This window comes from Acidovorax sp. JG5 (genome assembly GCF_017939685.1).
Lineage (GTDB): Bacteria > Pseudomonadota > Gammaproteobacteria > Burkholderiales > Burkholderiaceae_C > Acidovorax.
In genome coordinates this window covers 15490-42025 of record NZ_JAGKSE010000009.1, presented here as the reverse complement: position 1 = coordinate 42025, position 26536 = coordinate 15490, and the positions used below count along the sequence as shown (strand labels likewise).

At 64.5% G+C, this 26536-nt stretch carries 22 protein-coding genes; 2 read left to right on the top strand and 20 right to left on the bottom strand.

Annotated elements, in window-relative coordinates; genetic code table 11:
- Positions 1-25 precede the first annotated feature (25 nt).
- The 4 genes from crcB to J8G26_RS11285 are packed head-to-tail and all read right to left on the bottom strand — an operon-like array spanning position 26 to position 3287.
- The gene (gene crcB, locus J8G26_RS11300; RefSeq protein WP_210568990.1) at positions 26-412 is read right to left on the bottom strand and encodes a fluoride efflux transporter CrcB; all 387 of its coding nucleotides are present in this window, start codon (positions 410-412) and stop codon (positions 26-28) included.
- A 38-nt stretch (positions 413-450) separates the two neighbouring features.
- A complete protein-coding gene (locus J8G26_RS11295) occupies positions 451-1755 on the bottom strand; it encodes a TRAP transporter large permease subunit (RefSeq protein ID WP_087745342.1) in 1305 nt (434 codons plus the stop codon).
- Positions 1756-1775: 20 nt separating this feature from the next.
- Positions 1776-2285: a TRAP transporter small permease subunit gene (locus tag J8G26_RS11290; protein ID WP_087745344.1), complete on the bottom strand. Its 510-nt coding sequence runs from the start codon at positions 2283-2285 to the stop codon at positions 1776-1778.
- An 18-nt stretch (positions 2286-2303) separates the two neighbouring features.
- Entirely contained in the window at positions 2304-3287 is a 984-nt protein-coding gene (locus J8G26_RS11285) for a TRAP transporter substrate-binding protein (RefSeq protein ID WP_087745345.1), read from the bottom strand.
- A 59-nt stretch (positions 3288-3346) separates the two neighbouring features.
- Here J8G26_RS11285 and J8G26_RS11280 point away from each other — a divergent pair, with 59 nt between their 5' ends.
- Positions 3347-3781, top strand: coding sequence for a hypothetical protein (locus J8G26_RS11280; RefSeq protein WP_143218344.1), 435 nt, complete (start codon positions 3347-3349; stop codon positions 3779-3781).
- A gap of 57 nt (positions 3782-3838) precedes the next feature.
- Complete coding sequence (locus J8G26_RS11275) at positions 3839-7480, top strand: hydantoinase B/oxoprolinase family protein (RefSeq protein WP_087745349.1); 3642 nt, start codon at positions 3839-3841, stop codon at positions 7478-7480.
- Positions 7481-7579: 99 nt separating this feature from the next.
- Here the strand turns inward: J8G26_RS11275 and mnhG are convergent, their stop codons facing one another.
- The 16 genes from mnhG to gyrA form a co-directional block, all read right to left on the bottom strand.
- Complete coding sequence (mnhG, locus tag J8G26_RS11270; RefSeq protein WP_210568989.1) at positions 7580-7951, bottom strand: monovalent cation/H(+) antiporter subunit G; 372 nt, start codon at positions 7949-7951, stop codon at positions 7580-7582.
- Positions 7948-8229, bottom strand: a complete 282-nt coding sequence (locus J8G26_RS11265; RefSeq protein WP_087745353.1) for a K+/H+ antiporter subunit F — start codon at positions 8227-8229, stop codon at positions 7948-7950. The genes mnhG and J8G26_RS11265 overlap by 4 nt, the downstream gene beginning before the upstream one ends.
- The gene (locus J8G26_RS11260) at positions 8226-8714 is read right to left on the bottom strand and encodes a Na+/H+ antiporter subunit E (protein WP_210568988.1); all 489 of its coding nucleotides are present in this window, start codon (positions 8712-8714) and stop codon (positions 8226-8228) included. Before J8G26_RS11260 ends, J8G26_RS11265 begins: the two co-directional genes overlap by 4 nt.
- Entirely contained in the window at positions 8711-10444 is a 1734-nt protein-coding gene (locus tag J8G26_RS11255; protein ID WP_210568987.1) for a monovalent cation/H+ antiporter subunit D, read from the bottom strand. Before J8G26_RS11255 ends, J8G26_RS11260 begins: the two co-directional genes overlap by 4 nt.
- Before the next feature lie 70 nt (positions 10445-10514).
- On the bottom strand, positions 10515-10880 hold the full coding sequence (locus J8G26_RS11250) for a Na+/H+ antiporter subunit C (protein ID WP_210568986.1): 366 nt from the start codon (positions 10878-10880) through the stop codon (positions 10515-10517).
- Positions 10880-13828 carry a monovalent cation/H+ antiporter subunit A gene (locus J8G26_RS11245; RefSeq protein ID WP_210568985.1) on the bottom strand — a complete coding sequence of 983 codons (2949 nt, stop codon included), beginning with the start codon at positions 13826-13828 and terminating at the stop codon, positions 10880-10882. Before J8G26_RS11245 ends, J8G26_RS11250 begins: the two co-directional genes overlap by 1 nt.
- Positions 13829-13956: 128 nt before the next feature.
- A complete protein-coding gene (locus J8G26_RS11240) occupies positions 13957-14310 on the bottom strand; it encodes a helix-hairpin-helix domain-containing protein (RefSeq protein ID WP_210568984.1) in 354 nt (117 codons plus the stop codon).
- A 100-nt stretch (positions 14311-14410) separates the two neighbouring features.
- Entirely contained in the window at positions 14411-15568 is a 1158-nt protein-coding gene (gene lapB / locus J8G26_RS11235; RefSeq protein ID WP_210568983.1) for a lipopolysaccharide assembly protein LapB, read from the bottom strand.
- The gene (locus J8G26_RS11230) at positions 15558-15872 is read right to left on the bottom strand and encodes a LapA family protein (protein ID WP_210568982.1); all 315 of its coding nucleotides are present in this window, start codon (positions 15870-15872) and stop codon (positions 15558-15560) included. Before J8G26_RS11230 ends, lapB begins: the two co-directional genes overlap by 11 nt.
- A gap of 155 nt (positions 15873-16027) precedes the next feature.
- Positions 16028-16348, bottom strand: coding sequence for an integration host factor subunit beta (locus tag J8G26_RS11225; protein ID WP_236748540.1), 321 nt, complete (start codon positions 16346-16348; stop codon positions 16028-16030).
- A gap of 75 nt (positions 16349-16423) precedes the next feature.
- Positions 16424-18124 carry a 30S ribosomal protein S1 gene (gene rpsA, locus J8G26_RS11220; RefSeq protein ID WP_349238320.1) on the bottom strand — a complete coding sequence of 567 codons (1701 nt, stop codon included), beginning with the start codon at positions 18122-18124 and terminating at the stop codon, positions 16424-16426.
- Between the two features lie 192 nt (positions 18125-18316).
- Entirely contained in the window at positions 18317-20350 is a 2034-nt protein-coding gene (locus J8G26_RS11215) for a bifunctional 3-phosphoshikimate 1-carboxyvinyltransferase/cytidylate kinase (RefSeq protein WP_210568980.1), read from the bottom strand.
- A 132-nt stretch (positions 20351-20482) separates the two neighbouring features.
- Positions 20483-21355 carry a prephenate dehydrogenase/arogenate dehydrogenase family protein gene (locus J8G26_RS11210; protein ID WP_210568979.1) on the bottom strand — a complete coding sequence of 291 codons (873 nt, stop codon included), beginning with the start codon at positions 21353-21355 and terminating at the stop codon, positions 20483-20485.
- 9 nt (positions 21356-21364) lie between these two features.
- Positions 21365-22462 carry a prephenate dehydratase gene (gene pheA / locus J8G26_RS11205; protein ID WP_210568978.1) on the bottom strand — a complete coding sequence of 366 codons (1098 nt, stop codon included), beginning with the start codon at positions 22460-22462 and terminating at the stop codon, positions 21365-21367.
- A 42-nt stretch (positions 22463-22504) separates the two neighbouring features.
- Positions 22505-23614 carry a 3-phosphoserine/phosphohydroxythreonine transaminase gene (gene serC, locus J8G26_RS11200; RefSeq protein WP_087745379.1) on the bottom strand — a complete coding sequence of 370 codons (1110 nt, stop codon included), beginning with the start codon at positions 23612-23614 and terminating at the stop codon, positions 22505-22507.
- A gap of 110 nt (positions 23615-23724) precedes the next feature.
- Positions 23725-26397 carry a DNA gyrase subunit A gene (gene gyrA / locus J8G26_RS11195; RefSeq protein ID WP_087745381.1) on the bottom strand — a complete coding sequence of 891 codons (2673 nt, stop codon included), beginning with the start codon at positions 26395-26397 and terminating at the stop codon, positions 23725-23727.
- Positions 26398-26536 lie beyond the last annotated feature (139 nt).

Genomic DNA, 26536 nt, shown 5'->3' with positions numbered 1-26536 from the left:
GGAACGCAGAGAAACCGCCGACCCGTCAGTGGCGGGTGGTCAACACCAGTGCCACCGTCTGCAGGCCCAGCAGGGTCATGAGCAGCGAGCCCCCCAGGTGCAGCCCGGTGGTGCTGGCTGCCAGCAGGTAGCGCTGCTGCTGCAGCATGGTCACCACCTCGGCCGAGAAGCTGGAAAACGTGGTCAGCGCCCCCAAAAAACCGGTGACCAGCGCCAGGCGCCAGGCGGGATCGATCTGGGGCAGGGCCTGGAAGGTCGCCACGCACAAACCGATGAGGTAGCCGCCCACCAGATTGGCTGCCAGCGTGCCCCAGGGCAGCAGCGCGCCGGGGCCGCTGAGCCACAGGCCCAACCGCCAGCGGGCCAGCGCGCCGAGGCTGGCGCCGATACAGATGGACAGAACATTCAGCATGGCGCCATTGTCCACATCCGGTGGGCCGCGCCCGGCGTTCAGCGGGCAGACATCTGCTGCGGCAGCCAGGTCACGATGCCGGGGAAGACATAGATCAACGCCACGGCGCCACACATCAGCAGGAACATGGGCATGGCCACCTTCGCGATCCAGGGCAGCTGGCGCCCCGTCATGCCCTGCAGCACGAACAGGTTGAAGCCCACGGGCGGCGTGATCTGCGCCATCTCGACCACCAGCACGATGAAGATGCCGAACCAGATGGTGTCGATGCCGGCGGCCTGCACCGTGGGCATGAGCACGCCCATGGTCAGCACGACCATCGAGATGCCGTCCAGAAAGCAGCCCAGGATGATGTAAAAAACCGCCAGCGCCACGATGAGCTGGGCCTGGTTCAGGCCCAGCGACGCAATCCATTCGGCCAGATGGCGCGGCAGGCCGATGTAGCCCATGGCCAGCGTCAAGAACGCGGCCCCCGCCAGGATCAGCGCGATCATGCAGTACAGGCGCGTGGCGCCCATCAGCGAATCCTTGAACGTGCCCCAGGTCATCGAGCCCTGCACGGCCGACAGCACCAGCGAGCCCACCACGCCCACAGCCGCTGCCTCGGTGGCGGTGGCAAAGCCGGTGTAAATGCTGCCCAGCACGGCTGCGATCAGCAGCACCACGGGGATCAGGCTGCGCGATTCGGACAGCTTTTGCATGAAGGTCATGCGCACGTCGGCAGCAGGCACCTGCTCGGGGTGGCGCAGTGCCCACAGCATGATGTAGCCCGAGAACAGTGCCGCCAGCAAAATGCCCGGCAGCACGCCCGCAATGAACAGCTGCGAGATCGATACCTCGGCCGACACGCCGTACACGATCATGATGATCGACGGCGGGATCAACAGGCCCAGCGTGCTGGCCCCAGCCAGCGTGCCCACCACCATGTGCTCGGGGTAGCCGCGGCGCGTCAGCTCGGGCAGCGTCATCTTGCCGATGGTGGCGCAGGTAGCGGCACTCGACCCGGACACAGCGGCAAAGATGGTGCAGCCCACCACGTTGGTGTGCAGCAGCCGGCCCGGCAGCGCCTGCACCCAGGGAGCCAGGCCCTTGAACATGTCTTGCGACAGCCGGGTGCGGAACAGGATTTCGCCCATCCAGATGAACAGCGGCAGGGCCGTGAGGGTCCAGCTGGAGGCGCTGCCCCAGATGGTCACCGCCATCGCATCGCCCGCCGGGCGCGCCGAGAACAGCTGCATGGCGATCCAGGCGACGCCGGAGAGGGTGAGCCCGATCCATACGCCGCTGCCCAGAATCAGGAACAGCGACAGCATGAGCAGGCCGGTTATGGTGAGATCACTCATGGTGGTAGGTCGAGCCGGGTTTATTCATTGCGCAATGCTTCGCCGGATGGGGCATCCACGCGCTTGCCCATCATCTCCAGCACCAGTTCGTCCACGAATGCGATCGCCAAAATGACGGTGCCAACAGCCATGGCGATTTGCGGAATCCACAGCGGCGTGGCGTCGTTGCTGGTGGAGATGTCGTGGAACTCGTGCGACTGCCAGGCCAGCTTGCAGCTGTACACCGCAAACAGCAGCGCCAGCAGGGTGGCAATGGCCAGTGCCCAGATCTCGAACGCCTTCTTGGCGCCGCCCTTCAAAAAGTTGAGCAGCAGCGTGACGCGGATGTGTTCGCCGCGCTTCAAGGTGTGGGCGAGCGCCAGGAAGCCCGTTGCGGCCATCAGGTAGCCCGCATAGGCGTCCGTGCCCGGCACGTGGAAGTTGAACTGTCGGCTGGCAATGGACAGCAGCACCATCCCCAACAAGCCGACCATGAAAAGCGCCGCCAGGGCGGCGGCGCTGTCGTACAGAAAGTCCAGCAGACGACGCATTTGTGTGGGCGCCTGGGCTTACTTGCGGTAGGCGTCGATCAGGGCCTTGCCTTCGGGGCCAGCCTTGTCGAGCCATTCCTTGAGCATGGTGTCGCCCACCTTGGCCATGTCGGCCTTCAGCGCGGCAGGCGGTGCTTCCACGTTCATGCCGTTGGCCTTGAGCTTGGCCACGGTGTCGGTGTTCACCTTGGAGCTGTTGGCCCAGCCGCGCGCTTCGGCGTCGGCACCCGCCTTGAGCAGGGCTTGCTGCAGGGGTTTGTCCAGCGCATCAAACGCCTTCTTGTTCACCAGGATGGCGTTCTTGGGCAGCCAGGCCTGGGTGTCGTAGTAGTACTTGAGTTGCTCGTAGAGCTTGCTGTCCACACCGGTGGCGCCCGACGTCATCGTCGATTCGACCACGCCCGTGGCCAGGGCCTGCGAGAACTCGGCGGCTTGCACCGTCACAGGCTGCGCACCCACCAGTTCGGCGATGCGTGCGGTGGCGGGGCTGTAGGCGCGCCACTTGATGCCCTTGAGGTCGGCGGCAGAAGCCAGCGGCTTCTTGGTGTAGATGCCTTGCGGAGGCCAGGCCACCGCGTACAGCAGCATCATTCCTTGTTCAGCCAGCTTCTTTTCCAGGAAGGGCTTTTGCGCAGCGTAGAGCTTCTTGGAGGCGTCATAGCTGTCCGCCAGGAAGGGCAGACCATCCACGCCAAACAGCTGCCATTCGTTCTGGAAGTTGGCGAGCAGGATTTCGCCCATCTGCGCCTGGCCGCCTTGCACGGCGCGCTTGATTTCGGGGGCCTTGAACAGCGCGGCGTTGGCGTGCACCGTGATCTTGAGCTTGCCACCCGTGGCCTTGTCCACGTCGCTGGCCAGTTGCACCATGTTTTCGGTGTGGAAGTTGGTGGCGGGGTAGGCGGCGGCCAGATCCCATTTCGTTTGCGCAAAGGCGGAAGTGGCGGCAAAGCCCGCGGTCAGTGCGAGGGCGAGTGCGGTCACGGGGAAGATTCGACGCTTCATGGGTTAGCTCCGCAGGGTTGGATGTTGAAAAATATGAGGATTCACTCTATCGAACGTAGATGGCTTTGGGGGTAAGTGTTTTGCCTGAACGTCGAAAAATCACCTTCGACTTGCCCGCAAAATCTGCATGCATATCCCGTGCCATGGGAGGCTGCAAGGCGCTTTCCTGCAAGTCTGCGGGCGGTGCAAACAATGCGTCGGCCCCCGTCGTTTCGTCAGCGCAGCTGCTGAACGAAGCGCTCAGAAACTGGCAGGCCTTCGGTGTTGTAACCTCGCAAAAAATAGAGAAGAACGCAGCTTCGCCGCTGCCGATGCGGACACCAACCGTGCAGCGCTACCGTGAGATTCGCGGACATTGCCTGATGGGTCCGCTCCATGCCGGCGACGCACCCAAGCGCGACATCGACGAGTTGGCCCGTTTACTGCGTGTGCTCTCGGGCAGGTACGACCAGGCAATGTGCGCTGCCGCATTGCGGTGGTTGAATTTTGGTTAAAAATGGCTGTGGCGCTTATGTGTAAAGCGCTATTAGCTATAAATTGAGTAGCAAGCAATGCCCGTTCAAACGTCTTTTTCTCCCCGCTGGCAGTTCTGGATCGACCGGGGCGGCACCTTCACCGACGTGGTGGGAAAGCGGCCTGACGGCACGCTGGTCACGCACAAGCTGTTGTCGGAGAACCCCGAGCAGTACAAGGACGCGGCTGTCGCAGGCATCCGCCACCTGCTCGGTTTGAAGCCCGGCGAACCCGTGACGCCCGAGCTGGTGGAGTGCGTGAAGATGGGCACCACGGTGGCCACCAACGCGCTCTTGGAGCGCAAGGGCGAGCCCACCCTGCTCATTACCACCAAGGGCTTCAAGGACGCGCTGCGCATCGCCTACCAGAACCGCCCGCGCCTGTTTGACCGGCACATCGTGCTGCCCGAGCTGCTGTACAGCCGCGTGATCGAGGCGCAGGAACGCATGGGCGCGCACGGCGAGGTGATCGAGCCGCTGGACGAGGCCCACCTCAAGGAGCGCCTGTGGGCGGCCTTCGATGCGGGCCTGCGCAGCGCGGCCATCGTGTTCATGCACGGCTACCGGTACACCGCGCACGAGGAGGCTGCGGCCCGCATTGCGCGCGAAATCGGCTTTACGCAGGTGAGCGCCTCGCACGCCACCAGCCCCATGATGAAGCTGGTGAGCCGGGGCGACACCACGGTGGTCGATGCGTACCTGTCGCCCATCCTGCGCCGTTATGTGGACCAGGTGGCGAGCGAGATGCCGGGCGTGAAACTGTTCTTCATGCAGTCCTCCGGCGGCCTCACGGACGCGCAGGTGTTCCAGGGCAAAGACGCGATCTTGAGCGGCCCGGCGGGCGGCATCGTTGGCATGGCACGCACCGCCGGGCTCGCGGGCCACGACAAGGTCATCGGTTTTGACATGGGCGGCACCAGCACCGACGTGAGCCACTACGCGGGCGCGTTCGAGCGCGAGTTCGAGACCCAGGTGGCGGGCGTGCGCATGCGCGCGCCCATGATGAGCATCCACACCGTGGCGGCCGGTGGCGGCTCCATCCTCGGGTTTGACGGCGCGCGTTTCCGGGTTGGCCCCGAGAGCGCAGGCGCCAACCCCGGCCCCGCCAGCTACCGCCGGGGCGGCCCGCTGGCTGTGACGGATGCGAACGTGATGGTGGGCAAGATCCAGCCTGCGCACTTCCCCAAAGTGTTTGGCCATGCAGCCAATGAGGCACTCGATGGCGACGCCGTGGCGCAGAAGTTTGGCGACCTCGCCACCCAGACCGGCCGCAGCGCCGAAGACGTGGCCCACGGTTTTATCCAGATCGCCGTGCAGCAGATGGCCAATGCCATCAAGAAAATCAGCGTGGCGCGCGGCTATGACGTGACGCGCTACACGCTGCAGTGTTTTGGCGGCGCGGGTGGCCAGCACGCGTGTTTGGTGGCCGATGCGCTGGGCATGACGCGCGTGTTTGTGCACCCGTTGGCGGGCGTGCTCAGCGCTTACGGCATGGGCCTGGCCGACCAGAATGTGATCCGCGAGCAGGCGGTCGAAACCCCGCTGGTGCCCGACGCACTCGCGGGCATCCAAGCGACGCTGGACCAACTGGCCACCACCGCACGCACTGAGCTGGAGCGCCAGCAGGTGGGTGCGGGCACAGCCGTGGTGCACCGCCGCGTGCATGTGCGCTATGAGGGCAGCGATTCGGCCCTCATCGTGCCGTTTGGCTCGCTGGCTGAAATCACCGCAGGGTTCGAGGCTGCCTACCGCCAGCGCTTTGCCTTCCTGATGCAGGGCAAGGGCCTGGTGGTGGAGGCCGTATCGGTCGAGGCCGTGGTGCCCGGCGATGCGCCGGTGGAACCACGCCACACGCTGCAGCCCGCGCGCGAAGTGCCGCGCCGCAGCACCGTGCGCATGTACACCGGCGGCGTGGACGGCGTTGCCGCGTGGCACGACGCTGCCCTTGTGGTGCGCGAAGATTTGCGCCCCGGCGATGTGATTTCCGGCCCGGCCATCATTGCCGAGAAAAACGCCACCACCATCGTCGAGCCCGGCTGGGGGGCGCAGCTGACCGACCTGGACCATCTGCTGCTCAACCGCCGCGTGGCGCGCGCCGTGCAGCATGCCGTGGGCACCACGGTGGACCCGGTGCTGCTGGAGGTGTTCAACAACCTGTTCATGAACATTGCCGAGCAAATGGGCCTGCAGCTGCAGAACACGGCCTACTCGGTGAACATCAAGGAGCGGCTGGACTTCAGCTGCGCGCTGTTCGATGCCGAGGGCAACCTGATTGCCAACGCGCCCCACATGCCCGTGCACCTGGGCTCGATGGGCGAGAGCATCAAGACCGTGATCCGCGAGAACGCGGGCCGCATGCAGCCCGGCGACGTGTTCGTGCTCAACGACCCGTACCACGGTGGCACGCACCTGCCGGACATCACCGTCATCACGCCGGTCTACATCGCCGACGAGGCCGAGCCCACGTTCTATGTGGGCAGCCGGGGCCACCATGCCGATGTGGGCGGCACCACGCCGGGCTCCATGCCACCGTTCTCCACGCGCATCGAGGAAGAGGGCGTGCAGATCAACAACGTGAAGCTGGTCGAGCGCGGCACCTTACGTGAACGCGAGATGATTGCGCTGCTCGAAAGCGGCGAATACCCCAGCCGCAACCCGCAGCAGAACATGGCCGATCTGCGCGCGCAGATCGCCGCCAACGAAAAAGGCCAGCAAGAGCTGCGCCGCATGGTGGCCGAGTTTGGCCTGGACGTGGTGCAGGCCTACATGCGCCATGTGCAGGACAACGCCGAAGAATCGGTACGCCGGGTCATCACGCGCCTGAAGGACGGGCAGTTCACCCTGCCTCTGGACAACGGCGCGCAGATCAGCGTGGCCGTGAAGGTGGATGCCAAGAGCCGCAGTGCCACCATCGACTTCACTGGCACCAGCCCGCAGCAAACCAACAACTTCAACGCGCCCACGGCAGTGTGCATGGCGGCGGTGCTGTATGTGTTCCGCACGCTGGTGGACGACGACATTCCGCTCAACGCCGGGTGCCTGAAGCCGCTCAACGTCATCATCCCGCCGGGCAGCATGCTCAACCCGAACCCGCCAGCCTCAGTGGTGGCGGGCAATGTGGAGACCTCCACCTGCATCACCAACGCGCTGTATGGCGCTTTAGGCCTGATGGCGGCGGGGCAGTGCACCATGAACAACTTCACGTTCGGCAACGCCCGCCACCAGTATTACGAAACCATTGCGGGTGGCAGTGGCGCGGGCGGTGTGTTCGATGCCGCGGGTGCCCTGGTGGGCGGTTTTGGCGGTACCAGCGTGGTGCAGACCCACATGACCAATTCGCGCCTGACCGACCCCGAGGTTCTTGAGTTCCGATTTCCGGTGCGGCTGGAAAGCTATGCCATTCGCGCCAACTCGGGTGGCGGCGGCCGCTGGGCGGGTGGCAATGGCGGGGTGCGGCGCATCCGTTTTCTGGAGCCGATGACGGCCAGCATCCTGTCGAACGGCCGCCAAAACGGCGCGTTCGGCATGGCCGGTGGCACGGCCGGAATGCCCGGCGTCAACAAGGTGGTGCGCGCCGATGGTCGTGTGGAGTTGCTCGGCCACATCGGCCAGGCCGAGATGCAGCCGGGCGATGTGTTCGAGATCCACACACCGGGTGGCGGCGGGTTTGGTATGGCGTGAGAAAAATATGAATGAAATGTGCCGCTAGCGCTTGATGGTAAAGCGCTAGAAGCTATAAATTCAGGAGTGAACACGGGCGCGAATGTGCCCAATAATCCATCACGAATCGCGCTCGACCGAGGCCGTGCTACGGCTCAGGCTCTGGGGCACGTTGCTGCCAGCGCGCCGCGCGCGGAACAGGGCGGCGCGCATGAGGAAGATGTTGGTCACTGGCACCGTGATGGCCACGAACAGCGCGATCAGCAGGGAGTGCAGCGCCAGGCCCTCGCCCTGCAGCGAAAAATACACGATGGTGCCGTGCATGATGCACCAGCAGCCCATGGTGGCAATGATGGACGGCGCGTGCACGCGCTCGAAATAGGTTTTCAGGCGCAGCAACCCCCACGAGCCCAGCAGCGCAATCGCCGCTCCCGCCAGCACCAGCACTGCAATGGTGATTTCTGCCCACAGCGGCAGCGCAGCGTCGGTCATTCGATCACCTCGCCGCGCAGCAGAAATTTGGCCATGGCCGTGGTGCCCACGAAGCTGAACAGCGCGATCAGCAGCGCCCCCTCAAAATACGCGCTGCTGCCATAGTGAATGCCCAGCACCAGCGCCAGCAGCATGCCGTTGAGGTACATGCAGTCGAGTGCCAGCACGCGGTCTTGTGCCGAGGGGCCCTTGAGCAGCCGCACCAGGGCAAACACCATGGCCAGCACCAGCATGCACAGGGCAATGGGCAGCGCCCAGGAAAGAACGGGGTGGTTCATTCAAAAATCTCCATCAACGGCCGCTCGTAGCACTGCTTGACGTGGTCGATCAGTGTCTGCGGGTCGTCCACCTCCAGTGCGTGCAGCATCAGCATGGAGCGGTCCAGCGAGAGCTCGGCCCAGGCCGTGCCGGGGGTGATGCAGACAATCATGGCCAGCACGGCCAGCGCATTGGGGTCGCGCAGTTCGAGCGGAATAAGCACAAAGTTGGCGCCATGGCGCGGTGGCCGCGGAGAAAGCAGCAGGCGCGCCACGGCAATGTTTGATGCCACCGTGTCGGCCATCACCGTGAAGCCCAGCCGCAGCACGGTGCCGGGGCGGCGGATGCGCACCGGCAACGGCCGCAGCCCGCGCGTGAACAGCGGAATCAGCCAAGCGAGCAACAGCGCCAGCACCAGGTTGCCGGCGCTGAGCGACTGGTTGAGCAGCAGCCATAGTACGAACAGCGCAGCCGACAGCAGGGGGGCGGGCAGCAGGCGCTTCATGGGGCCTCCTGGGGCAGATTGGCAGGGTCCGGGGTGACCGGGCCGGGAACGGGTTTTGCCTGCATCACGGCGCGAATGTAGGTGCCCGGCGAGTGCAGGGCGTCGGCCGTGGCCTGGGTGAATCGCATCACGGGGCCGGCCATCACGGTCAGTGCAATGCACAGGGCCAGCAGGGCGAAGATGGGCAGGCCCTCCAGCAGGCGCAGCTGCGGTGCGCTGCGGTCATGCGTGGCCCAGAAATGGCGGATGCCGGCCCGCGAGAGGGCAATCAGTGCCAGCAGGCCGGTGGCAATCATCAGGGCGAACAGCGTCCAGCCCGGCGCGCCCGGCTGGGTTCCCGCCGAAGAAGCCAGGCCCAGCGGATTGAGCAGGGCGCTGAGCATGGCCACCTTGCCGACAAAGCCCGACAGCGGTGGCAGGCCGGCAATGACCAGGGTGCAGACAAGAAAGGCCAGGCCCAGCAGGGCGGCGGCGGCGGGGATCACGCGGCCGATCAGCACTTCTTCGTCCTCGTCCAGGTTCAGCCCCTCAGTGGGAACCAGCTCTGCGTTGAGAAAGGGGGCGTTGTCGCGTTGCTCGAACGGCGCGTAGCTGGCGCCGTCGTTGCGCCAGCGGTCGATGAGGTCGGCGGTCAGGAACAGGGCACTGACAGCCAGCGTGGAGCTGGGCAGGTAATACAGCAGCCCGGCCGTGAGCAGGTTCTGGCCAAAGCCCGCAGCGGCCAGCAGGGTGCCGGACGACAGGATGGCGGCAAAACCGGCCAAGTGCGTCAGTCGCTGCGAGCCCAACATGCCCACGGCACCAAAGCCCATGGTCAGCATGCCGCCGCCGATCAGCCACAGGCTGCCAAACAGGGCCGAGGCGCCGGCCTCGCTGCTGAACAGCAGCGTCCACAGTCGCAAGATGGTGTAGATGCCCACCTTGGTCATCAGCGCAAACAGTGCGCCCACCGGCGCTGTGGCGGCGCTGTAGGCCGGCACGAGCCAGAAGTTGAGCGGCCACACGGCGGCCTTGATCAAAAACGCCGTGGCCAGGATGGCGGCCGCCGCGTGCAGCAGGCCGCGGTCGGCAGTAGCCACCAGCGGAATGATCTGTGCCAGATCGGCCATGTTCAGCGTGCCGGTGATGCCATACAGCATCGACACGCCCACCAGGAACAGCGAGGACGCGGCCAGGTTGATGGCGATATAGTGCAGCCCGGCCTGCACGCGTGGCCGGCCCGAGCCGTGCAGCAGCAGGCCGTAGGACGCGGCCAGCATGATCTCGAAGAACACGAACAGGTTGAACAGATCTGCCGTGAGAAACGCGCCCGCCAGGCCCATGAGCTGGAACTGGAACAGCGGGTGGAAATGCACGCCTGCGCGGTGCCAGCGGGCGCCCGCAAAAACGATGGCGGCCAGGGCAACCACGCTGGTCAGGACCAGCATCATGGCCGAGAGGCGGTCCAAGGCCAGCACGATGCCAAACGGCGCCTGCCAGTTGGCCGCCAGGTACACGCCCATGCTGCTGCTGGCGCCGGGCTGGTTGGACCACAGCAGCAGGGCCAGCGCCACCAGCAGTCCGACTGCGGTGGACAGCACGTTGACGGTGAGCTTCAGGCGATGGCGCTCCTCGCGCATGAACAGCATGAGTGCGGCCGTGAGCAGGGGCAGGGCGATGGGGGCAAGCATCAGGTGCGGCATGAGTGCCGAGGTTGCTTGCACCAGCAGTGCGGTCAGGCCTTCGGTCATTGGATGGCCTCGGTGCACAGCGCTGCAGGGCGGGTACGGTGCGGCAAGTGCGCACAATGCGGCGCGGCGCTCATGGCATCTCCTGCACGTCGCGGGCGCTGCTGCCGTCCACATGGTCGGTGCCCGACATGCCGCGCGAGGCCAGCAGCACCACCAGGAACAGGGCCGTCATGGCAAAGCCGATCACGATGGCGGTGAGCACCAGCGCCTGCGGCATGGGGTCGGCATAGTGCGCCAGATCGTTCGGCAGGCCGGGCCGCAGCACTGGTTCCTTGTCGATGACCAGGCCCAGTCGGCCCATGCTGAAGATGAACAGGTTGACGGCATACGACAGCAGCGACAGCCCCATGATGACCTGGAAGGTGCGCGGGCGCAGCAGCAGCCACACGCCCGAACCCGTGAGCACGCCGATGGCGATGACCAGAACGATTTCCATCAGCGGGTGGCCTCCTGTGGGATTGGGGGGGCATCTCGCTCGGCCGTTTCTTCTGCCAGGCGGGCGTGGTAGCGGTGGCCGCGCACCGATTGGTGGGCAATGGCCGTAAGGATCAGCAAGGTGGAGCCCACCACGAGCGTGAACACGCCGATGTCAAAGAACATGGCGCTGGCGACATGGATGTCGCCCAGCAGCGGCAATATCAGGTGGAAGGTGTGGCTGGTGAGAAATGGGTAGCCCAGCACGATGGCACCAAGCCCCGTGGCCAGGGCGAACAGCAGGCCGGCCCCTATCCAGCGCCGGGGAAGCAGCGGCATATGGGCCTCGACCCAGTGCGTGCCCGAGATGATGTATTGCAGCAGCAGCGCCACCGAGATCACCAGCCCTGCCACAAAGCCGCCTCCGGGCTCGTTGTGCCCGCGCATGAACAGGTAGAACGCCACCACGGTGGCAAAGGGCAGCAGCAGGCGCACCAGCACGGCAGGCACCATCAGGTAGCCTACGGCGGTGTCGGTGGCGTGGCGCGGATTGAGCAGGTCGGTCTGCAGGTCGGCGGGCATGTTGCGCTGCTGCTCGGGCAGGTCCATCGTTTCGCGCGCGGGGCGAAAGCGCCGCAGCAATGCATATACGGTGAGGGCCACCACGCCCAGCACCACGATTTCGCCAAAGGTGTCAAAGCCGCGAAAATCCACCAGCATCACGTTGACCACGTTGGTGCCGCCGCCCTGGCCGAGCGCGTTTTCCAGGAAGAACGTTGAAGTGCTGTCGGGAAATGGGCGACTCATCATGGCAAAAGCCAGCCAGGCCATGCCGCCGCCGGCTGCCAGCGCCAGCGCCATGTCGCGCTGGCGGCGCCAGCGGGTGGTGGCCTGCTCGGCAGAGGTGGCAACGCGCAGGGTTTCATCGCGTTTGGGCAGCCAGCGCAGGCCCAGCAGGATGAGCACCGTGGTCACGATCTCGACCACGATCTGTGTCAGTGCCAGGTCGGGTGCCGAAAACCACAGGAAGGTGATGCAGGTGCAAAGCCCTGCCCCGCCCGCCAGCGTCAGCGCCGCCAGCCGGTGGTACTTGGCCTGCCATGCGGCCGCCACCGCGCAGACCATGCCCACGGCCCAGAGCAGCACGAACGCGGGCGACAGCGGCAGCATGCTGCGCTGGCCCAGCTGCATGCCCTGGCTCCACAGCGGCAAGGCGCCAGCGGCCAGCGCTGCGCAAACCAGCCACAGCATCTGCCACTGCAGGCGCTGGGTGGACAGCATGCGCCTGCCGTTGCGCCCCATCTGCGTGACCAGTGCCAGGCCACCGTCAAACAGGCGCCGCCCCTGGATGTGGTGCATGAGCGGCGGCGCATCCACCTGGCCGGCGGCGCGCAGCGCCCGCAGCGCCAAGTACAGCACGATGCCGCAGCCCAGGGCCACCAGGCTCATGATGAAGGGCGTGTTGAAACCGTGCCACACCGCGAGGCTGAAGGCCGGAAGCTCCCCGCCCACCACCGGCCTTGCCGCTGCATCCAGAAAGCGACCCACAGACCATGCCGGCAGCATGCCCACCACCAGGCATACCAGCACCAGCAATTCGACCGGCACGCGCATCCAGTGCGGCGGTTCGTGCGGTGTGCGAGGCAGGTCGGTAGCCGGTGGGCCAAAGAACACATCGACCGTGAAGCGCAGCGAATACGCCACGCTGAACATGCCCGCCACGGTGGCGGCAATGGGCAGCACGAAACCCACCAGCGGCGTGGCGTCCACAAACACCGTCTCGGCGAAGAACATCTCTTTGGACAGAAAACCATTGAGCAGCGGCACGCCCGCCATCGCCGCACTGGCCACCATGGCCAGCGTGGCGGTGATGGGCATCATGGTGCGCAGCCCCGACAGGCGTCGGATGTCGCGCGTGCCGCTTTCGTGGTCCACGATGCCGGCGGCCATGAACAGCGACGCCTTGAAGGTGGCGTGGTTCATGGTGTGAAACACGGCCGCCACGGCAGCCAGCGGGCTGTTCAGCCCCAGCAGCAGGGTGATGAGGCCCAGGTGCGAAATGGTCGAATAGGCGAGCAGGGCCTTGAGGTCGTTCTGGAACATCGCGGCATAGCCGCCCACCAGCAGCGTGGCCAGGCCCGTGCCACCCACCAGCCAGAACCAGGGCTCGGTGCCGCCCATCACCGGCCACATGCGGGCCAGCAAAAAGACGCCGGCCTTGACCATGGTGGCCGAGTGCAGATAGGCCGAAACAGGCGTGGGCGCGGCCATGGCATTGGGCAGCCAGAAGTGAAACGGAAACTGCGCGCTCTTGGTGAAGGCGCCCAGCAGCAGCAGGACCAGGGCCGTGAGGTACAGCGGGTGGTCGCGCACCTGCTGGCCGGCGGCGAGCACATGATCGAGGTCGTAGCTGCCCACGATGTGGCCGATGACCAGCATGCCGCCCAGCAGGCACAGGCCGCCCGTGCCGGTCACGGTGAGCGCCATGCGTGCGCCGCGCCGTGCGTCGCGCCGGTGGTGCCAGTAGCCGATCAGCAGGAACGAGAACAGACTGGTCAGCTCCCAGAAGAGCGCCAGCTGGATGATGTTGCCCGCCAGCACCACACCGGTCATCGCCCCCATGAAAGCCAGAAAAAACGCGAAGAAGCGCGGCACCGGGTCGGCGGGCGACAGGTAGTAGCGCGCATACAGCACCACCAGTGCGCCGATGCCCAGCACCAGCATGCAGAACATCCAGGCAAAGCCATCCATGCGGATGACCAGGTTCAGCCCCAGTGCAGGCAGCCATTCGATCTCCTGGCGCAGCACGCCGCCGTTGGCGATCTGGGGAAAGTAGAGCGCTGTCTGCACGGTGCAGAACAGGGCAATCAGCCCGGCGACCGTCGATTCGGTGTTGCGGGCGTTGGCGGGCAGGACCGCCGCAAGGAAGCTGCCGATGAAGGGAAGAAGAATGAGGGTGATCAGGGGCATGCGCAGATAATTTTACGGGCCGGTCCGATCCCGTCAGGGAAAAGACCATACCTGCCCGGGCTTTTGCCCGCTGCGCCTGTCCCAAAAAGAAAACCCGCCGCAGCGGGCTTTGCGCGTGCGTGGGATGCTTATTTTTTGGGAGCGCCAGGAGCGCCAGGAGCGCCAGGAGCGCCAGGAGCGCCAGGAGCGGCCTGTGTGGGGGCTGCGGCGGCAGAGGCTTTGAAGCCGCGGCCGTTCACCGTCATCCCTTCGGCAGAAAATTTGCCGGCATTGGTTTCGCCCACGCCGCGCACCCGCTGGATGAAGTCGTTCCAGTCCTTGAACGCTCCATTTTTGCGCTCGTCAATGATTTTTCCGGACATGCCCGGGCCAATACCCTTGATGCCGTCCAGTTCAGCGGCTGTGGCCTTGTTCACATCGACCGCTGCAAACGCGGCGGCGGCATACAGCATGGCAACGGTGGTCAGAATTTTTTTCAACACGGATGAACTCCTAGTGGATGAAACGGAGCGATGAAATCGCCCGCGCATCATAGCGGTGCACGCCGCGCACGCTGGCTGACCGCCTGCCTGTGCAGCCGGTTCAGAGCTCTTCCACCCGGCGCGCCGGGTAGCTGTCCCAGGTCTGGCAGCCCGGACATTGCCAGAAATGCTGGCGGGCCTCGAAGCCGCAGGCCGCGCAGCGGTAGCGTGTGAGTGGCTTGACGGCGTGGTCGAGCGCGCGCTGCACCTGGGGGTGGAACTCTTCGTGCTCCAGCTTTTCCTGCGCCAGCCACTTGGCGGCCGCCACCAGGGATTTTTCCTTGTCCAGATGCCGGACATACCACTGCCGCGCTGTGCCCGGGGCCTTGGTGTCAAGGGCCTGCAAGGCCACGATGCCTTCCAGAACATCCAGCGAAGGCGCCTCGGCGTAGTGTGCTTGCAGCAATGCCTGCATCTCCGGCACTGTGCCCGCTGCGATGGCCGCTTCGACCATCAGGGGCGTGGCCAGGGGCAGCGCGGCGGGAGACAGCCGGCTGAGCGCCTGCAGGGTGCCCAGGGCTGCACCGGTGTCACCCATCAGCTGCTGCAGCCGGGCGAGGTCGATGCGGGCGCGGGCAGCGTCGGGCGCGGTGTCCACTGCCTGATTGAGCAGGGCCAGTGCGCCAGCGCGGTCGTTGCTGGCAATGCAGGCTTGCGCCTGTTCGCACAGGTAATGCGCCTGACGGGTGCTGAAATCGCCCTGGCTGGCGTCGTGCATCTTGCGGGCAATGCCGGCGGCGTGGGGCCAGTCGCGCGAACGTTCGTAGATGGCCAGCAAGGCAAGGCGGGCCTGGCTCTCGAACGGTGTGCCTTCCAGCTGGCTCAGCGCCGCTTCGGCCCGGTCGAGCAGGCCGGCTTTCAGAAAGTCGAGCGCCAGCGCGTATTGGGCGCGCTCCCGGTCGGCGCGGGACAGGTCGCCGCGCGACAGCAGGTGTTCGTGCACCCGCACCGCACGGTCGTATTCGCCCCGGCGGCGAAACAGGTTGCCGAGGGCAAAGTGCAGTTCAGAGGTGTCGGGGTCGTTCTGTACCGCTTCGATGAAGGCATCAATGGCCTGGTCCTGCTGCTCGTTGAGCAGAAAGTTCAGCCCCTTGAAATAGGCCTTGGGAGCACGGCGGTTTTCCGCACGCAGCTGGCGCAGGTCAAAGCGCGATGCCAGCCAGCCAAGCACAAAGGCCAGGGGCAAGCCCAGCAGGATCCAGCTGATATCAAATTCCATGAGGGGGCGGCATCTCGACAGGGGAGGGCGGGGCGGCAGGCGCGGGCGCTGCGGGTGTGGGCGACAGTTTTGCGGATACATCGGCGCGGCGCGCGGCCCGGCGGTGCTTCCACCAGCGGGGCACCATGCCCAGAACGCCCACCGCGAGGCCGGCAGCAAACGCGGTCAGCACCACCAGCACCAACGGCGCCCGCCACTGCGTGCCAAAGAAAAAATGCACGGTGGCGTCTTGCTGGTTGTTCAGCGCAAACGCAAACAGCGTAAAAAAAATGGCTGCCTTGAGCAGCCACAGGAGGTATTTCATGGAGCTCCCCGGTGGTGGGAAGATTCTAAGAGCTTGGCCATGGGACTCGGCTGCAACGGTGCGCGGCGCAGGTCATTCATGGTTTAGGCATGATTTATGCCGCTAGCGCTTATCCATAAAGCGCTAGCAGCTATTAAATTTGAAGCGAAAGTCTGTCAAAGACCTTTTTCCAGTTCTGCCGTTCGCTGGTCCACGGATTCGCGCAGTGCCTTTCCTGGCTTGAAATGCGGCACGCGCTTTTCCGGAATGGCCACGGCCTCGCCACTGCGCGGATTGCGGCCCATGCGGGGAGGGCGGTGGTTCACCGAAAAACTGCCAAAGCCCCGGATCTCGATGCGGTGCCCCCGCACCAGGGCATCGCCCACGGCGTCCAGAATGGTCTTGACGGCAAATTCGGCATCGCGGTGCGTCAGCTGACCAAAGCGGGCGGCCAGTTCTTCAACGAGGTCGGAGCGGGTCATGGAATCTTGGGGCATGGCGGGGAATCAGGGGCTGAAAGAAAAGCGGGCGCACAAGGCGCCCGCTGTCTGACCGTTTAACGGGTCAGCGCTTTACTTTTCCGAGTTGTCCAGCTTGGCGCGCAGCAGGGCGCCCAGGCTGGTCGTGCCGGCGCTTTCGCGGCTCGACTGCTGGCTCAGGTTGGCCATGGCGCCTTGTTCGTCAGCCATGTCCTTTTGCTTGATCGACAGCTGGATGTTGCGGGTCTTGCGATCCACATTGACCACCACAGCGGTGACTTCGTCGCCTTCCTTGAGCACGTTGCGGGCATCTTCCACGCGGTCGCGGGAGATTTCCGAAGCGCGCAGGTAGCCCACGATGTCTTCGCCGAGGTCGATTTCAGCGCCACGGGCGTCCACGGTCTTGACCTTGCCGGTCACCGTCTGGCCCTTGTCGTTCACGGTCACGAAGGTGGTGAACGGGTCGCCGTCGAGCTGCTTGATGCCCAGCGAGATGCGTTCGCGGTCCACGTCCACAGCCAACACGATGGCTTCGACTTCCTGGCCCTTCTTGTAGTTACGCACGGCGGCTTCGCCAGCTTCGTTCCAAGACAGGTCAGACAAGTGCACCAGGCCGTCGATGCCGGCAGCCAGGCCCACGAACACACCGAAGTCGGTGATCGACTTGATAGGACCCTTGACGCGGTCGCCGCGCTTGGTATCCTGGGCGAATTCTTGCCATGGGTTGGCCTTGCACTGCTTCATGCCCAGGCTGATACGGCGCTTGTCTTCGTCGATTTCCAGAACCATGACTTCGACTTCGTCGCCCAGCGAAACCAGCTTGGCGGGAGCGATGTTCTTGTTGGTCCAGTCCATTTCAGACACGTGCACCAGGCCTTCGATGCCGGGTTCGAGTTCGACGAACGCGCCGTAGTCGGCAATGTTCGTGATCTTGCCGAACAGGCGGGTCGATTGTGGGTAGCGGCGGTTCACGCCCATCCATGGGTCGTCGCCCATTTGCTTCAGACCCAGCGAGACACGGTTCTTTTCGGTGTCGAACTTCAGGATCTTGGCGGTGATTTCTTGGCCAGCAGTCACCACTTCGGATGGGTGACGCACGCGACGCCATGCCATGTCGGTGATGTGCAGCAGGCCGTCGATACCGCCCAGGTCCACGAACGCACCGTATTCGGTGATGTTCTTGACCACGCCTTGAACGATGGAGCCTTCCTTCAGGGTTTCCATCAGCTTGGCGCGCTCTTCGCCCATGGAGGCTTCCACCACAGCGCGGCGGCTCAGTACCACGTTGTTGCGCTTGCGGTCGAGCTTGATGACCTTGAATTCCATGGTCTTGTTTTCGTACGGCGTCAGATCCTTGATCGGACGGGTATCGATCAGCGAACCGGGCAGGAATGCGCGGATGCCGTTGACCAGAACGGTCAGGCCGCCCTTGACCTTGCCGCTGGTCGTGCCAGTGACGAATTCGCCGGATTCCAGGGCCTTTTCCAGGCTCATCCAGGAAGCCAGACGCTTGGCGGTGTCACGCGACAGGATGGTGTCGCCGTAGCCGTTTTCGATGGAGCCAATGGCCACCGAGACGAAGTCACCCACTTGGACTTCGACTTCGCCCTTGTCGTTCTTGAACTCTTCCAGCGGCACGTAGGCTTCGGACTTGAGGCCAGCGTTCACGACCACGAAGTTGTGCTCGACGCGCACGACTTCAGCGGTGATGACTTCGCCTGGGCGCATTTCCGTGCGCTGCAAGGATTCTTCAAAAAGGGCGGCAAAAGATTCGGACATGTGTTTCCTTGCCACAAACAGGATTCCGGCAGCACCGTTGCTGTCGTTTTTATAGCTGCTTGCGGTGGTTTTTTGCGGTAGAACCGCGGGTTAGGTTATCGATCCAGGCAACCTGTGCGCTGGCGCGCGAGAAGGGTTGCATGGGCCTGTGGCAGCGCCTTTCGGCTTTGCCCGGGGGCCAAAATTTTAATAAGGGCCCCGCACGTTTCAGCCTTGCGCAGAGGCTGCGAAAGGCTGGCGCTCTTGCCACCAAGACAACACCTGATTGACGGCTTCATCAATCGTCAAGGTGGAGTTGTCCAGGACCAGAGCGTCTTGCGCGGGCTTGAGGGGTGCGACGCTGCGGGAAGTATCCTTTGCGTCGCGCGCTTCAAGATCTGCGCGAAGGTCTTCGATATTAGCCGAAAAACCCTTTGAAATCAATTGTTTGTAACGGCGCTCGGCGCGGCAGGCGGCGCTGGCCGTCAGATACACCTTCAAAGGGGCGTCCGGGAAGATCACGGTGCCCATGTCGCGGCCATCGGCTACCAGCCCTGGCAGGCGCCGAAAGCTGTGTTGCAGATCCACCAGAGCGGCGCGCACGGCCGGCAAGGCGGACACGCGGGACGCGTTCATGCCGGCTTCTTCGGTGCGGATGGCATCGGTCACGTCGTCGCTGCCGAGCCACACGCGGTCACTTTCAAAGCGCACGGGCAGGGTCTGGGCCATGGCGGCAATGCGCGCTTCGTGGTCCGCATCGATGGCCAGGCCAGCCCGCAATGCGGCCAGCGCGGTGATGCGGTACATGGCGCCAGAGTCCAGGAATCGGTAACCCAGCCGCTGCGCCACGGCCGCCGCCACCGTGCCCTTGCCCGAGGCGGTGGGGCCGTCGATGCAGATCACCGGAATGCGTGTGCTGGCAACCTGGGCCACCGAGAACAGGGCCTCGAAATAGTCCGGAAAGGTCTTGGCGACGCACTTCGGGTCCTCGATGCGCACGGGCAGGCCTGCCGGATTGAATGCCGCCAGCGAGAAGCACATGGCGACGCGGTGGTCGTCATAGGTGTGGATGCTGGCGGCTTTCCAATCTTCTCCGCGTGCCGGCGGGGTGATGCGGATGAAGTCCGCACCGTCCTCCACGGTGGCGCCGAGCTTGCGCAGCTCGGTGGCCATGGCGGCGATGCGGTCGGTTTCCTTCACGCGCCAACTGGCGATGTTGCGCAGCGTAGTGGTGCCGTTGGCGTACAACGCCATCACGGCCAGGGTCATGGCCGCGTCTGGGATGTGGTTGCAATCCAGGTCAATGGCTTGCAAGGGCCACGCGCCGCGTTCGATCTGCAGCCAGTTGGGGCCCCCTGTGACCACCGCGCCCATGGCCCGGGCCGCTTCGACAAAGCGGATGTCGCCCTGGATCGAATCCAGGCCCACGCCCTGAATTTTTATCTCTTTTTGGTTGTTAGAGCCTGATGCGATTGCGCCAAGGGCTATGAAATAGCTAGCGGATGATGCGTCGGCTTCTACATGGATATCGCCGGGAGACTGGAAGCGGCTGCCTGCGGCAATCGTGAAGCGCTGCCAGTTCTGGTGCTCGACCACGATGCCGAAGCGCGCCAGCAACTGCAGGGTGATGGCGATGTAGGGCTTGGATATCAGCTCGCCCATGACCTCGATCACCACCGCCTGCGTGGCGGCGGCCAAGGGCAGTGCCATGAGCAGCGCGGTGAGGAATTGGCTGGACACATCGCCGCGCACGCGGATCGGTGCGGACAGCGCCAATGCTGGAACACCTTGGGCGTGGGCAATACGCAGCGGGGGGTAGCCGTCGTTGCCCAGGTAGTCGATCTGGCAACCGAGCTGGCGCAGCGCATCGACCAGATCGCCAATCGGGCGCTCGTGCATGCGCGGCACACCAGACAGTTCGAATTCGCCGCCCAGCAGCGCCAGGGCTGCCGTCAGGGGTCGCATGGCGGTGCCCGCGTTGCCCATGAAGAGTTTGGCGGGCGACAGCGGTGCACGGCCACCCAGACCGGTAATGCACACAGTGCTGCCCCCGGTTTCGTCCACCACGCAGCCGATCTGGCGCAGCGCGTCCAGCATCACCCGGGTGTCGTCGGAGGCCAGCAGGTCATGCACGGTGGTGGTGCCACGGCTCAGCGCGGCCAGCAGCAGCACGCGGTTGGAAATGCTCTTGGAGCCGGGCAGGTGGACCTCGCCGGACACGGCTTGCATGGGAGGCAGATCTAAGAATGCGGTGCTGTACATCGGTGTGGTTTTCCGGTTAGGCCAATGGCGTGTGCACCGGCGTGTCCTAGGCCAGTGCCACCGTGGAACTGGCTTTGCCAGGCCACGGGTGGCGTCCCCCTTGGGGGAAGGCGCCGCAGGCGACTCAGGGGGTTATTTTCTCTTGGCGCCCATGCGCCAGTGGGCACGGGTTTCGCTGGCCAGGGTGAGCATGTCTTCAAGGCGCTGCGCGTCGCCTTTTTCCATGGCCTGCTCAAAGGTGTGCAGGGCCTGCTGGAACAGGCGCGACTGGGCGAGCAACTCTTCGCGGTTGGACAGCAGGATGTCGCGCCACATCTTGGGGTCGCTGGCAGCGATGCGGGTGAAGTCGCGAAAGCCCGGGCCCGCCAGCGACAGGAAGTCGTCGCCGTTCGATTGACCGGTGATGCTGTTCATCATGGCAAACGCCAGCAGGTGCGGCAGGTGGCTGACTGCGGCAAAGGCCGCATCGTGCGATTCGGGCGACATGCTGCTCACCCGGCAACCCAGCGCCGTCCACACCGCCTCGGCTTTTTGCAGCTGCGCTGTGAGCGTTCGCTCGATGGGGGTGAGGATGACCTGGCGGCCGCTGTACAGCTCGGCATCGGCGTGTTCCACGCCCGATACTTCGCGCCCGGTGATCGGGTGCGCGGGCACGAACGAGCCCAGCTGGTCGCGCAGCGAGCGCCGGGCCGCCTGCACCACGTCGGCCTTGGTGGAGCCCACGTCCATCACCAGCATCTGCGGCGTGACGAGGTGCTTGATGGCCTTGAGCGTGGCTTCCGTGGCCGCAACCGGCACGGCCAGCAGCACAATGTCGGCCCCCGCCACGGCCAGCAGGGCCGAAGGGGCCTCGACATCGATCACGCCCAACTGGCGGGCACGGTCGGTGGTGGAGGGGGATTTGCTGTAGCCGACCACGCGCTTGACGAGGCCGGCTTTTTTCATCGCCAGTGCAAAAGAGCCTCCCATGAGGCCGCAACCGATCAGTCCGAGTTGTTCAAACATGCCGGCTCCTCAGGCTGAGACCGGGTAGGTTCCCAGCACCTTGTAGAACGCACACAGGCTGCGCAGCTCTTCCAGCGCCCGTGCGACATGGGGCTGGGCGGGATGGCCGTCGAGGTCGATGTAGAAGTAATACTCCCACTGGCCGGTGCGGGCAGGGCGCGATTCAAAGCGTGTCATCGAGACACCATGGGTCTTGAGCGGCATCAGCAGGTCGTGCACGGCGCCGGGCCGGTTGGGGACGGACACGATGAGGCTGGTGCAGTCCTTGCCCGAGGGCGGCGGTGTCTGCAGCGTGTGGGGCAGGCAGATGATGGCGAACCGCGTGCGGTTGTAGGCATCGTCCTGGATGGCATGGGCCACGATGTGCAGGCCGAACTGCTGGGCTGCGCGCTCGCTGGAAAGGGCTGCCCAGGCCGGGTTGGTGGCGGCCAGCCGCGCGCCTTCGGCATTGCTGGAGACGGGGCGGCGCTCGGCGTGGGGCAAGTGCTTGGTCAGCCAGGCCTGGCACTGCGCAAGGGCTTGGGGGTGGGCCAGCACGGCTTCGATGCCATCCAGCGAGTTGCTCTGGCGCAGCAGGTTGTGCCGGATCAGCAAGCTGACTTCGCCCACCACATGGGTGGGCGTGTGCAGGAACATATCGAGCGAGCGGGTGACCACGCCTTCTGTGGAGTTTTCTACGCCCACCACGCCATACTGCGCGCTGCCCGCCGCCGTGGCGTGAAACACCTCGTCGAAATTGGCGCAGTACATCAGGTCGGCGGCGTCGCCGAAAAATTCAATCGCTGCCTGCTCGCAGAACGTGCCTTCCGGGCCCAGCACGGCCACGCGCTGGGGCGATTCGAGCGCCAGGCAGGCCGACATGATTTCGCGCCAGATGGCCGCCACATGGGCGCCCTTGAGCGGTCCGGGGTTGGCGGTCTGGATCTTTTCGATCACCTGCGCCACGCGATCGGGGCGGAAGAACGGTGTGCCTTCGCGCTTTTTGACTTCGCCCACCCGCTCGGCCACCAGCGCGCGCTGGTTCAGCAGTGTCAGCAGTTGCTGGTCGATGTTGTCGATCTGCACGCGCAGGCTGGCGAGGTTGGGGGAGGCTTGCGGATGGTTCATGAATGGCTGTGGCGTTCGCGGAGCGTGCGGCTGAACGGGCGTTCAGGCGTTTTTTTGTTCAAATTCTCGCAGGTAGTCCACCAGCGCCTGCACACCTGCCAGGGGCATGGCGTTGTAGATGCTGGCGCGCATGCCGCCGACCGACTTGTGGCCCTTGAGTTGCAGCAGTCCACGCTCCTTGGCGCCCGCCAGGAAGGCCTCGTTGCGGCTTTCGTCGCGCAGGAAAAACGGCACGTTCATGCGCGAGCGGCAGTTGGCCGCCACCTTGTTGACATAGAACTGCGACTGGTCAATGGCGTCGTACAGCAGCCGGGCCTTGGCGATGTTGCGCTGCTCCATCGCCGCCACGCCGCTGTGGCTGCCCTCGCGCTGGCGCTTGAGCCACTGGAAGGTCAGACCCGCCACGTAGATGCCCCAGGTGGGCGGCGTGTTGTACATGGAATGGTTGTCGGCCACGGTTTTGTAGTCGAACGCGCTGGGGCAGGCCGGCAGGGCGTGGCCCAGCAGGTCTTCGCGCACCACCACCAGCGTCAGGCCTGCGGGCCCCAGGTTTTTCTGGGCACCGCCAAAGGCCAGGCCGACGCGCGACCAGTCCACGGGGCGCGAAGCCACATGGGACGAAAAATCGATCACCAGCGGGGCGTCGCTGCCCAGCGCCTTCAGGTCGGGCAACTGGTGGAACTCGATGCCGTTGATGGTTTCGTTGCTGCAGATATGCAGATAGCTTGCCCCCCGGCTGACCGTCCAGCCCGCAGGATCGGGCAGGGTGGTGAAGCCGCTGTCTTCACCGGACGCGATCACGTTGACTTCGGATGCATATTTGCGCGCTTCTTTTTGCGACTTCTGGCTCCAACTGCCGGTCACCACGAAATCGACGGCCCCGGCGCGCGACAGGTTCAGCGGCACGATGGCGTTTTCTGCCAGGCCGCCACCCTGCATGAACAGGATCTTGAAGTTGGCGGGCACCGCCAGCAACTCGCGCAGGTCGGACTCCGCTTGTTCGTAAATGGATACGAACTCCTTGCCCCGGTGGCTCATTTCCATCACGCCCATGCCGCTGCCCTGCCAGTCCAGCATTTCGGCCGCAGCCTGTTCCAGGACTTCGGTGGGAATGGCGGCCGGGCCGGCCGAGAAGTTGTACGGGCGTGTCATCGAGTTTTGATAAAAAAGGCCGCTAGCGCTTACTGGATAAGCGCGAGCAGCTTCGTTTTTAATAGCGCTGGTGGCGTGCGAATCGTGCGAATTGTGCGATACGGGGGGGATCAAGCGTCTGGCGTATCCGGGGTTTCGGGCGCAGCGGTTGCGCCACTGTCCGTGCCCGATTCACCATTGGCTTGCTCGTCGGCCATGTTCGCATCGTTTTCGACAATGCGCTGCAGGCCGCTGAGCTTGGAGCCTTCGTCCAGGGCAATCAGTGTGACGCCCTGTGTGGCACGGCCCAGTTCGCGGATCTCCGAGACGCGGGTGCGCACCAGCACGCCCTTGTCGGTAATCAGCATGATCTCGTCGTCGGCATGCACCAGTGTGGCGGCCACCACCTTGCCGTTGCGCTCGCTCTGCTGGATGGCAATCATGCCCTTGGTGCCGCGGCCATGGCGGGTGTATTCGGTGATGCTGGTGCGCTTGCCGTAGCCGTTTTCTGTAGCGGTCAACACGCTTTGGGTTTCGTCTTCAGCCACCAGCATGGCGATCACGCTCTGGCCTTCCTCCAGCATCATGCCGCGCACACCACGCGCAGCGCGCCCCAGTGGCCGCACGTCGTTTTCATCAAAGCGCACGGCCTTGCCGCCGTCGCTGAACAGCATCACGTCATGCTTGCCGTCGGTGAGGGCTGCGCCAATCAGGTAGTCGCCGTCGTCCAGGTTCACGGCAATGATGCCGCCCTTGCGCGGGTGGCTGAACTCGTCGAGCGCCGTCTTTTTCACGGTGCCCATGCTGGTGGCCATGAACACGTAGCGGTCGGCCGGGAAGGTGCGCATGTCGCCGGTGAGGGCCAGCACCACGTTGATCTTCTCGCCCTCTTGCAGCGGGAACATATTGACGATGGGGCGGCCGCGCGAGCCGCGCGAACCCGCAGGCACTTCCCACACCTTGAGCCAATACAGGCGGCCGCGGTTGGAGAAGCACAGGATGTAGTCGTGCGTGTTGGCGATGAAGAGCTGGTCGATCCAGTCGTCTTCCTTGGTGGCCGTGGCCTGCTTGCCGCGCCCGCCACGCTTTTGCGCGCGGTATTCGGAGAGCGGCTGGCTCTTGATGTAGCCGGTGTGAGACAGCGTCACCACCATGTCGGTGGGCGTGATCAGGTCTTCGGTGGAGAGGTCCTGGGCGCTGTACTCCACCACGCTGCGGCGTGCGCCCAGCTTGTGCTGGCCGAATTCCTGCTTGATGGCGGTAAGTTCGTCGCCAATGATGACCGATACGCGTTCGGGCTTGGCCAGGATGTCCAGCAGGTCTTCGATGACCGCCATGACTTCCTTGTACTCGGCCACGATCTTGTCCTGCTCCAGGCCGGTCAGGCGCTGCAGGCGCATCTGCAGGATTTCCTGGGCCTGCGTGTCCGACAGGCGGTACAGGCCGTCCTGGCCCATGCCGAATTCCTTTTCCAGGCCCTCGGGGCGGTAGTCGTCGGCGTTGATCACGCCGCCGTCGGCGCGCGTGCGCGTGAGCATCTCGCGCACCAGCTTGCTGTCCCAGGAGCGCGTCATCAGTTCGGCCTTGGCCACGGGTGGCGTGGGTGACTCGCGGATGATGCGGATGAAATCGTCAATATTCCCCAAGGCGATGGCCAGGCCTTCGAGTACATGGCCGCGGTCGCGCGCCTTGCGCAGCTCGAACACGGTGCGGCGGGTCACCACTTCGCGGCGGTGCTGCAGGAAGACGCTGATCAGGTCCTTGAGATTGCACAGGCGCGGCTGACCGTCGATCAGCGCCACCATGTTCATGCCAAAGGTGTCCTGCAACTGCGTTTGCTTGTACAGGTTGTTCAGCACCACTTCAGGCACTTCACCGCGTTTGAGTTCGATCACCAGGCGCATGCCCGACTTGTCGGACTCGTCCTGGATGTGGCTGATGCCTTCGATCTTCTTCTCATGCACCAGTTCGGCCATGCGCTCCTGCAGCGTCTTCTTGTTGACCTGGTAGGGCAGCTCGTCCACGATGATCGATTGGCGCTGGCCACGGTCGATGTCCTCGAAGTGGCAGCGCGCGCGCATCACCACCTTGCCGCGACCGGTGCGGTAGCCGTCTTTCACGCCATTGATGCCGTAGATGATGCCGGCCGTGGGGAAATCGGGTGCCGGAATGATCTCCATCAACTCGTCGATGGTGGTTTCCGGGTTGCGCAGCATGTGCAGGCAGGCATCCACCACTTCATTGAGGTTGTGGGGCGGGATGTTGGTGGCCATGCCCACCGCAATACCGGCCGAGCCATTGACCAGCAAATTGGGCAACTTGCTGGGCAATACCAATGGTTCTTTTTCGCTGCCGTCGTAATTGGGGCCGAAATCAACCGTTTCCTTGTCAATATCGCCGAGCATCTCGTGCGCGATTTTCGCCAGGCGGATTTCGGTGTACCGCATGGCGGCGGCACTGTCGCCATCCACCGAACCGAAGTTGCCCTGGCCGTCCACCAACATATGGCGCAGTGAGAAGTCCTGGGCCATGCGCACGATGGTGTCGTACACCGCCGAATCGCCGTGCGGGTGGTATTTACCAATCACGTCGCCCACAATGCGGGCCGACTTCTTGTAAGGACGGTTCCAGTCGTTGTTGAGCTCGTGCATGGCAAAGAGCACGCGTCGGTGGACTGGCTTGAGGCCATCCCGCGCATCGGGCAAGGCCCGCCCCACGATCACGCTCATGGCGTAGTCGAGATAGCTGCGCCGCATCTCCTCTTCAAGGCTGATGGGCAGGGTTTCTTTGGCAAACTGGGTCATTGGGGGCGGCGGTGACAGCAAAGGAGAGCCATTTTAGGGGTAAGTGCATGTAGCGACTTAGCAACACATCGTGGCAATTGCGCTTTTGTCCTACGGAACCTTAACTGCCGCACCCTCACTTGCCCTGTTACGTATGGCA

Bases quoted from the DNA above. Each gene is read 5' to 3' on its own strand.
- crcB (WP_210568990.1), bottom strand. From the start codon at position 412: ATGCTGAATGTTCTGTCCATCTGTATCGGCGCCAGCCTCGGCGCGCTG.
- J8G26_RS11295 (WP_087745342.1), bottom strand. From the start codon at position 1,755: ATGAGTGATCTCACCATAACCGGCCTGCTCATGCTGTCGCTGTTCCTG.
- J8G26_RS11290 (WP_087745344.1), bottom strand. From the start codon at position 2,285: ATGCGTCGTCTGCTGGACTTTCTGTACGACAGCGCCGCCGCCCTGGCG.
- J8G26_RS11285 (WP_087745345.1), bottom strand. From the start codon at position 3,287: ATGAAGCGTCGAATCTTCCCCGTGACCGCACTCGCCCTCGCACTGACC.
- J8G26_RS11280 (WP_143218344.1), top strand. From the start codon at position 3,347: ATGGCTTTGGGGGTAAGTGTTTTGCCTGAACGTCGAAAAATCACCTTC.
- J8G26_RS11275 (WP_087745349.1), top strand. From the start codon at position 3,839: ATGCCCGTTCAAACGTCTTTTTCTCCCCGCTGGCAGTTCTGGATCGAC.
- mnhG (WP_210568989.1), bottom strand. From the start codon at position 7,951: ATGACCGACGCTGCGCTGCCGCTGTGGGCAGAAATCACCATTGCAGTG.
- J8G26_RS11265 (WP_087745353.1), bottom strand. From the start codon at position 8,229: ATGAACCACCCCGTTCTTTCCTGGGCGCTGCCCATTGCCCTGTGCATG.
- J8G26_RS11260 (WP_210568988.1), bottom strand. From the start codon at position 8,714: ATGAAGCGCCTGCTGCCCGCCCCCCTGCTGTCGGCTGCGCTGTTCGTA.
- J8G26_RS11255 (WP_210568987.1), bottom strand. From the start codon at position 10,444: ATGACCGAAGGCCTGACCGCACTGCTGGTGCAAGCAACCTCGGCACTC.
- J8G26_RS11250 (WP_210568986.1), bottom strand. From the start codon at position 10,880: ATGGAAATCGTTCTGGTCATCGCCATCGGCGTGCTCACGGGTTCGGGC.
- J8G26_RS11245 (WP_210568985.1), bottom strand. From the start codon at position 13,828: ATGCCCCTGATCACCCTCATTCTTCTTCCCTTCATCGGCAGCTTCCTT.
- lapB (WP_210568983.1), bottom strand. From the start codon at position 15,568: ATGGAATTTGATATCAGCTGGATCCTGCTGGGCTTGCCCCTGGCCTTT.
- J8G26_RS11230 (WP_210568982.1), bottom strand. From the start codon at position 15,872: ATGAAATACCTCCTGTGGCTGCTCAAGGCAGCCATTTTTTTTACGCTG.
- J8G26_RS11225 (WP_236748540.1), bottom strand. From the start codon at position 16,348: ATGCCCCAAGATTCCATGACCCGCTCCGACCTCGTTGAAGAACTGGCC.
- J8G26_RS11215 (WP_210568980.1), bottom strand. From the start codon at position 20,350: ATGTACAGCACCGCATTCTTAGATCTGCCTCCCATGCAAGCCGTGTCC.
- J8G26_RS11210 (WP_210568979.1), bottom strand. From the start codon at position 21,355: ATGTTTGAACAACTCGGACTGATCGGTTGCGGCCTCATGGGAGGCTCT.
- pheA (WP_210568978.1), bottom strand. From the start codon at position 22,462: ATGAACCATCCGCAAGCCTCCCCCAACCTCGCCAGCCTGCGCGTGCAG.
- serC (WP_087745379.1), bottom strand. From the start codon at position 23,614: ATGACACGCCCGTACAACTTCTCGGCCGGCCCGGCCGCCATTCCCACC.
- gyrA (WP_087745381.1), bottom strand. From the start codon at position 26,397: ATGACCCAGTTTGCCAAAGAAACCCTGCCCATCAGCCTTGAAGAGGAG.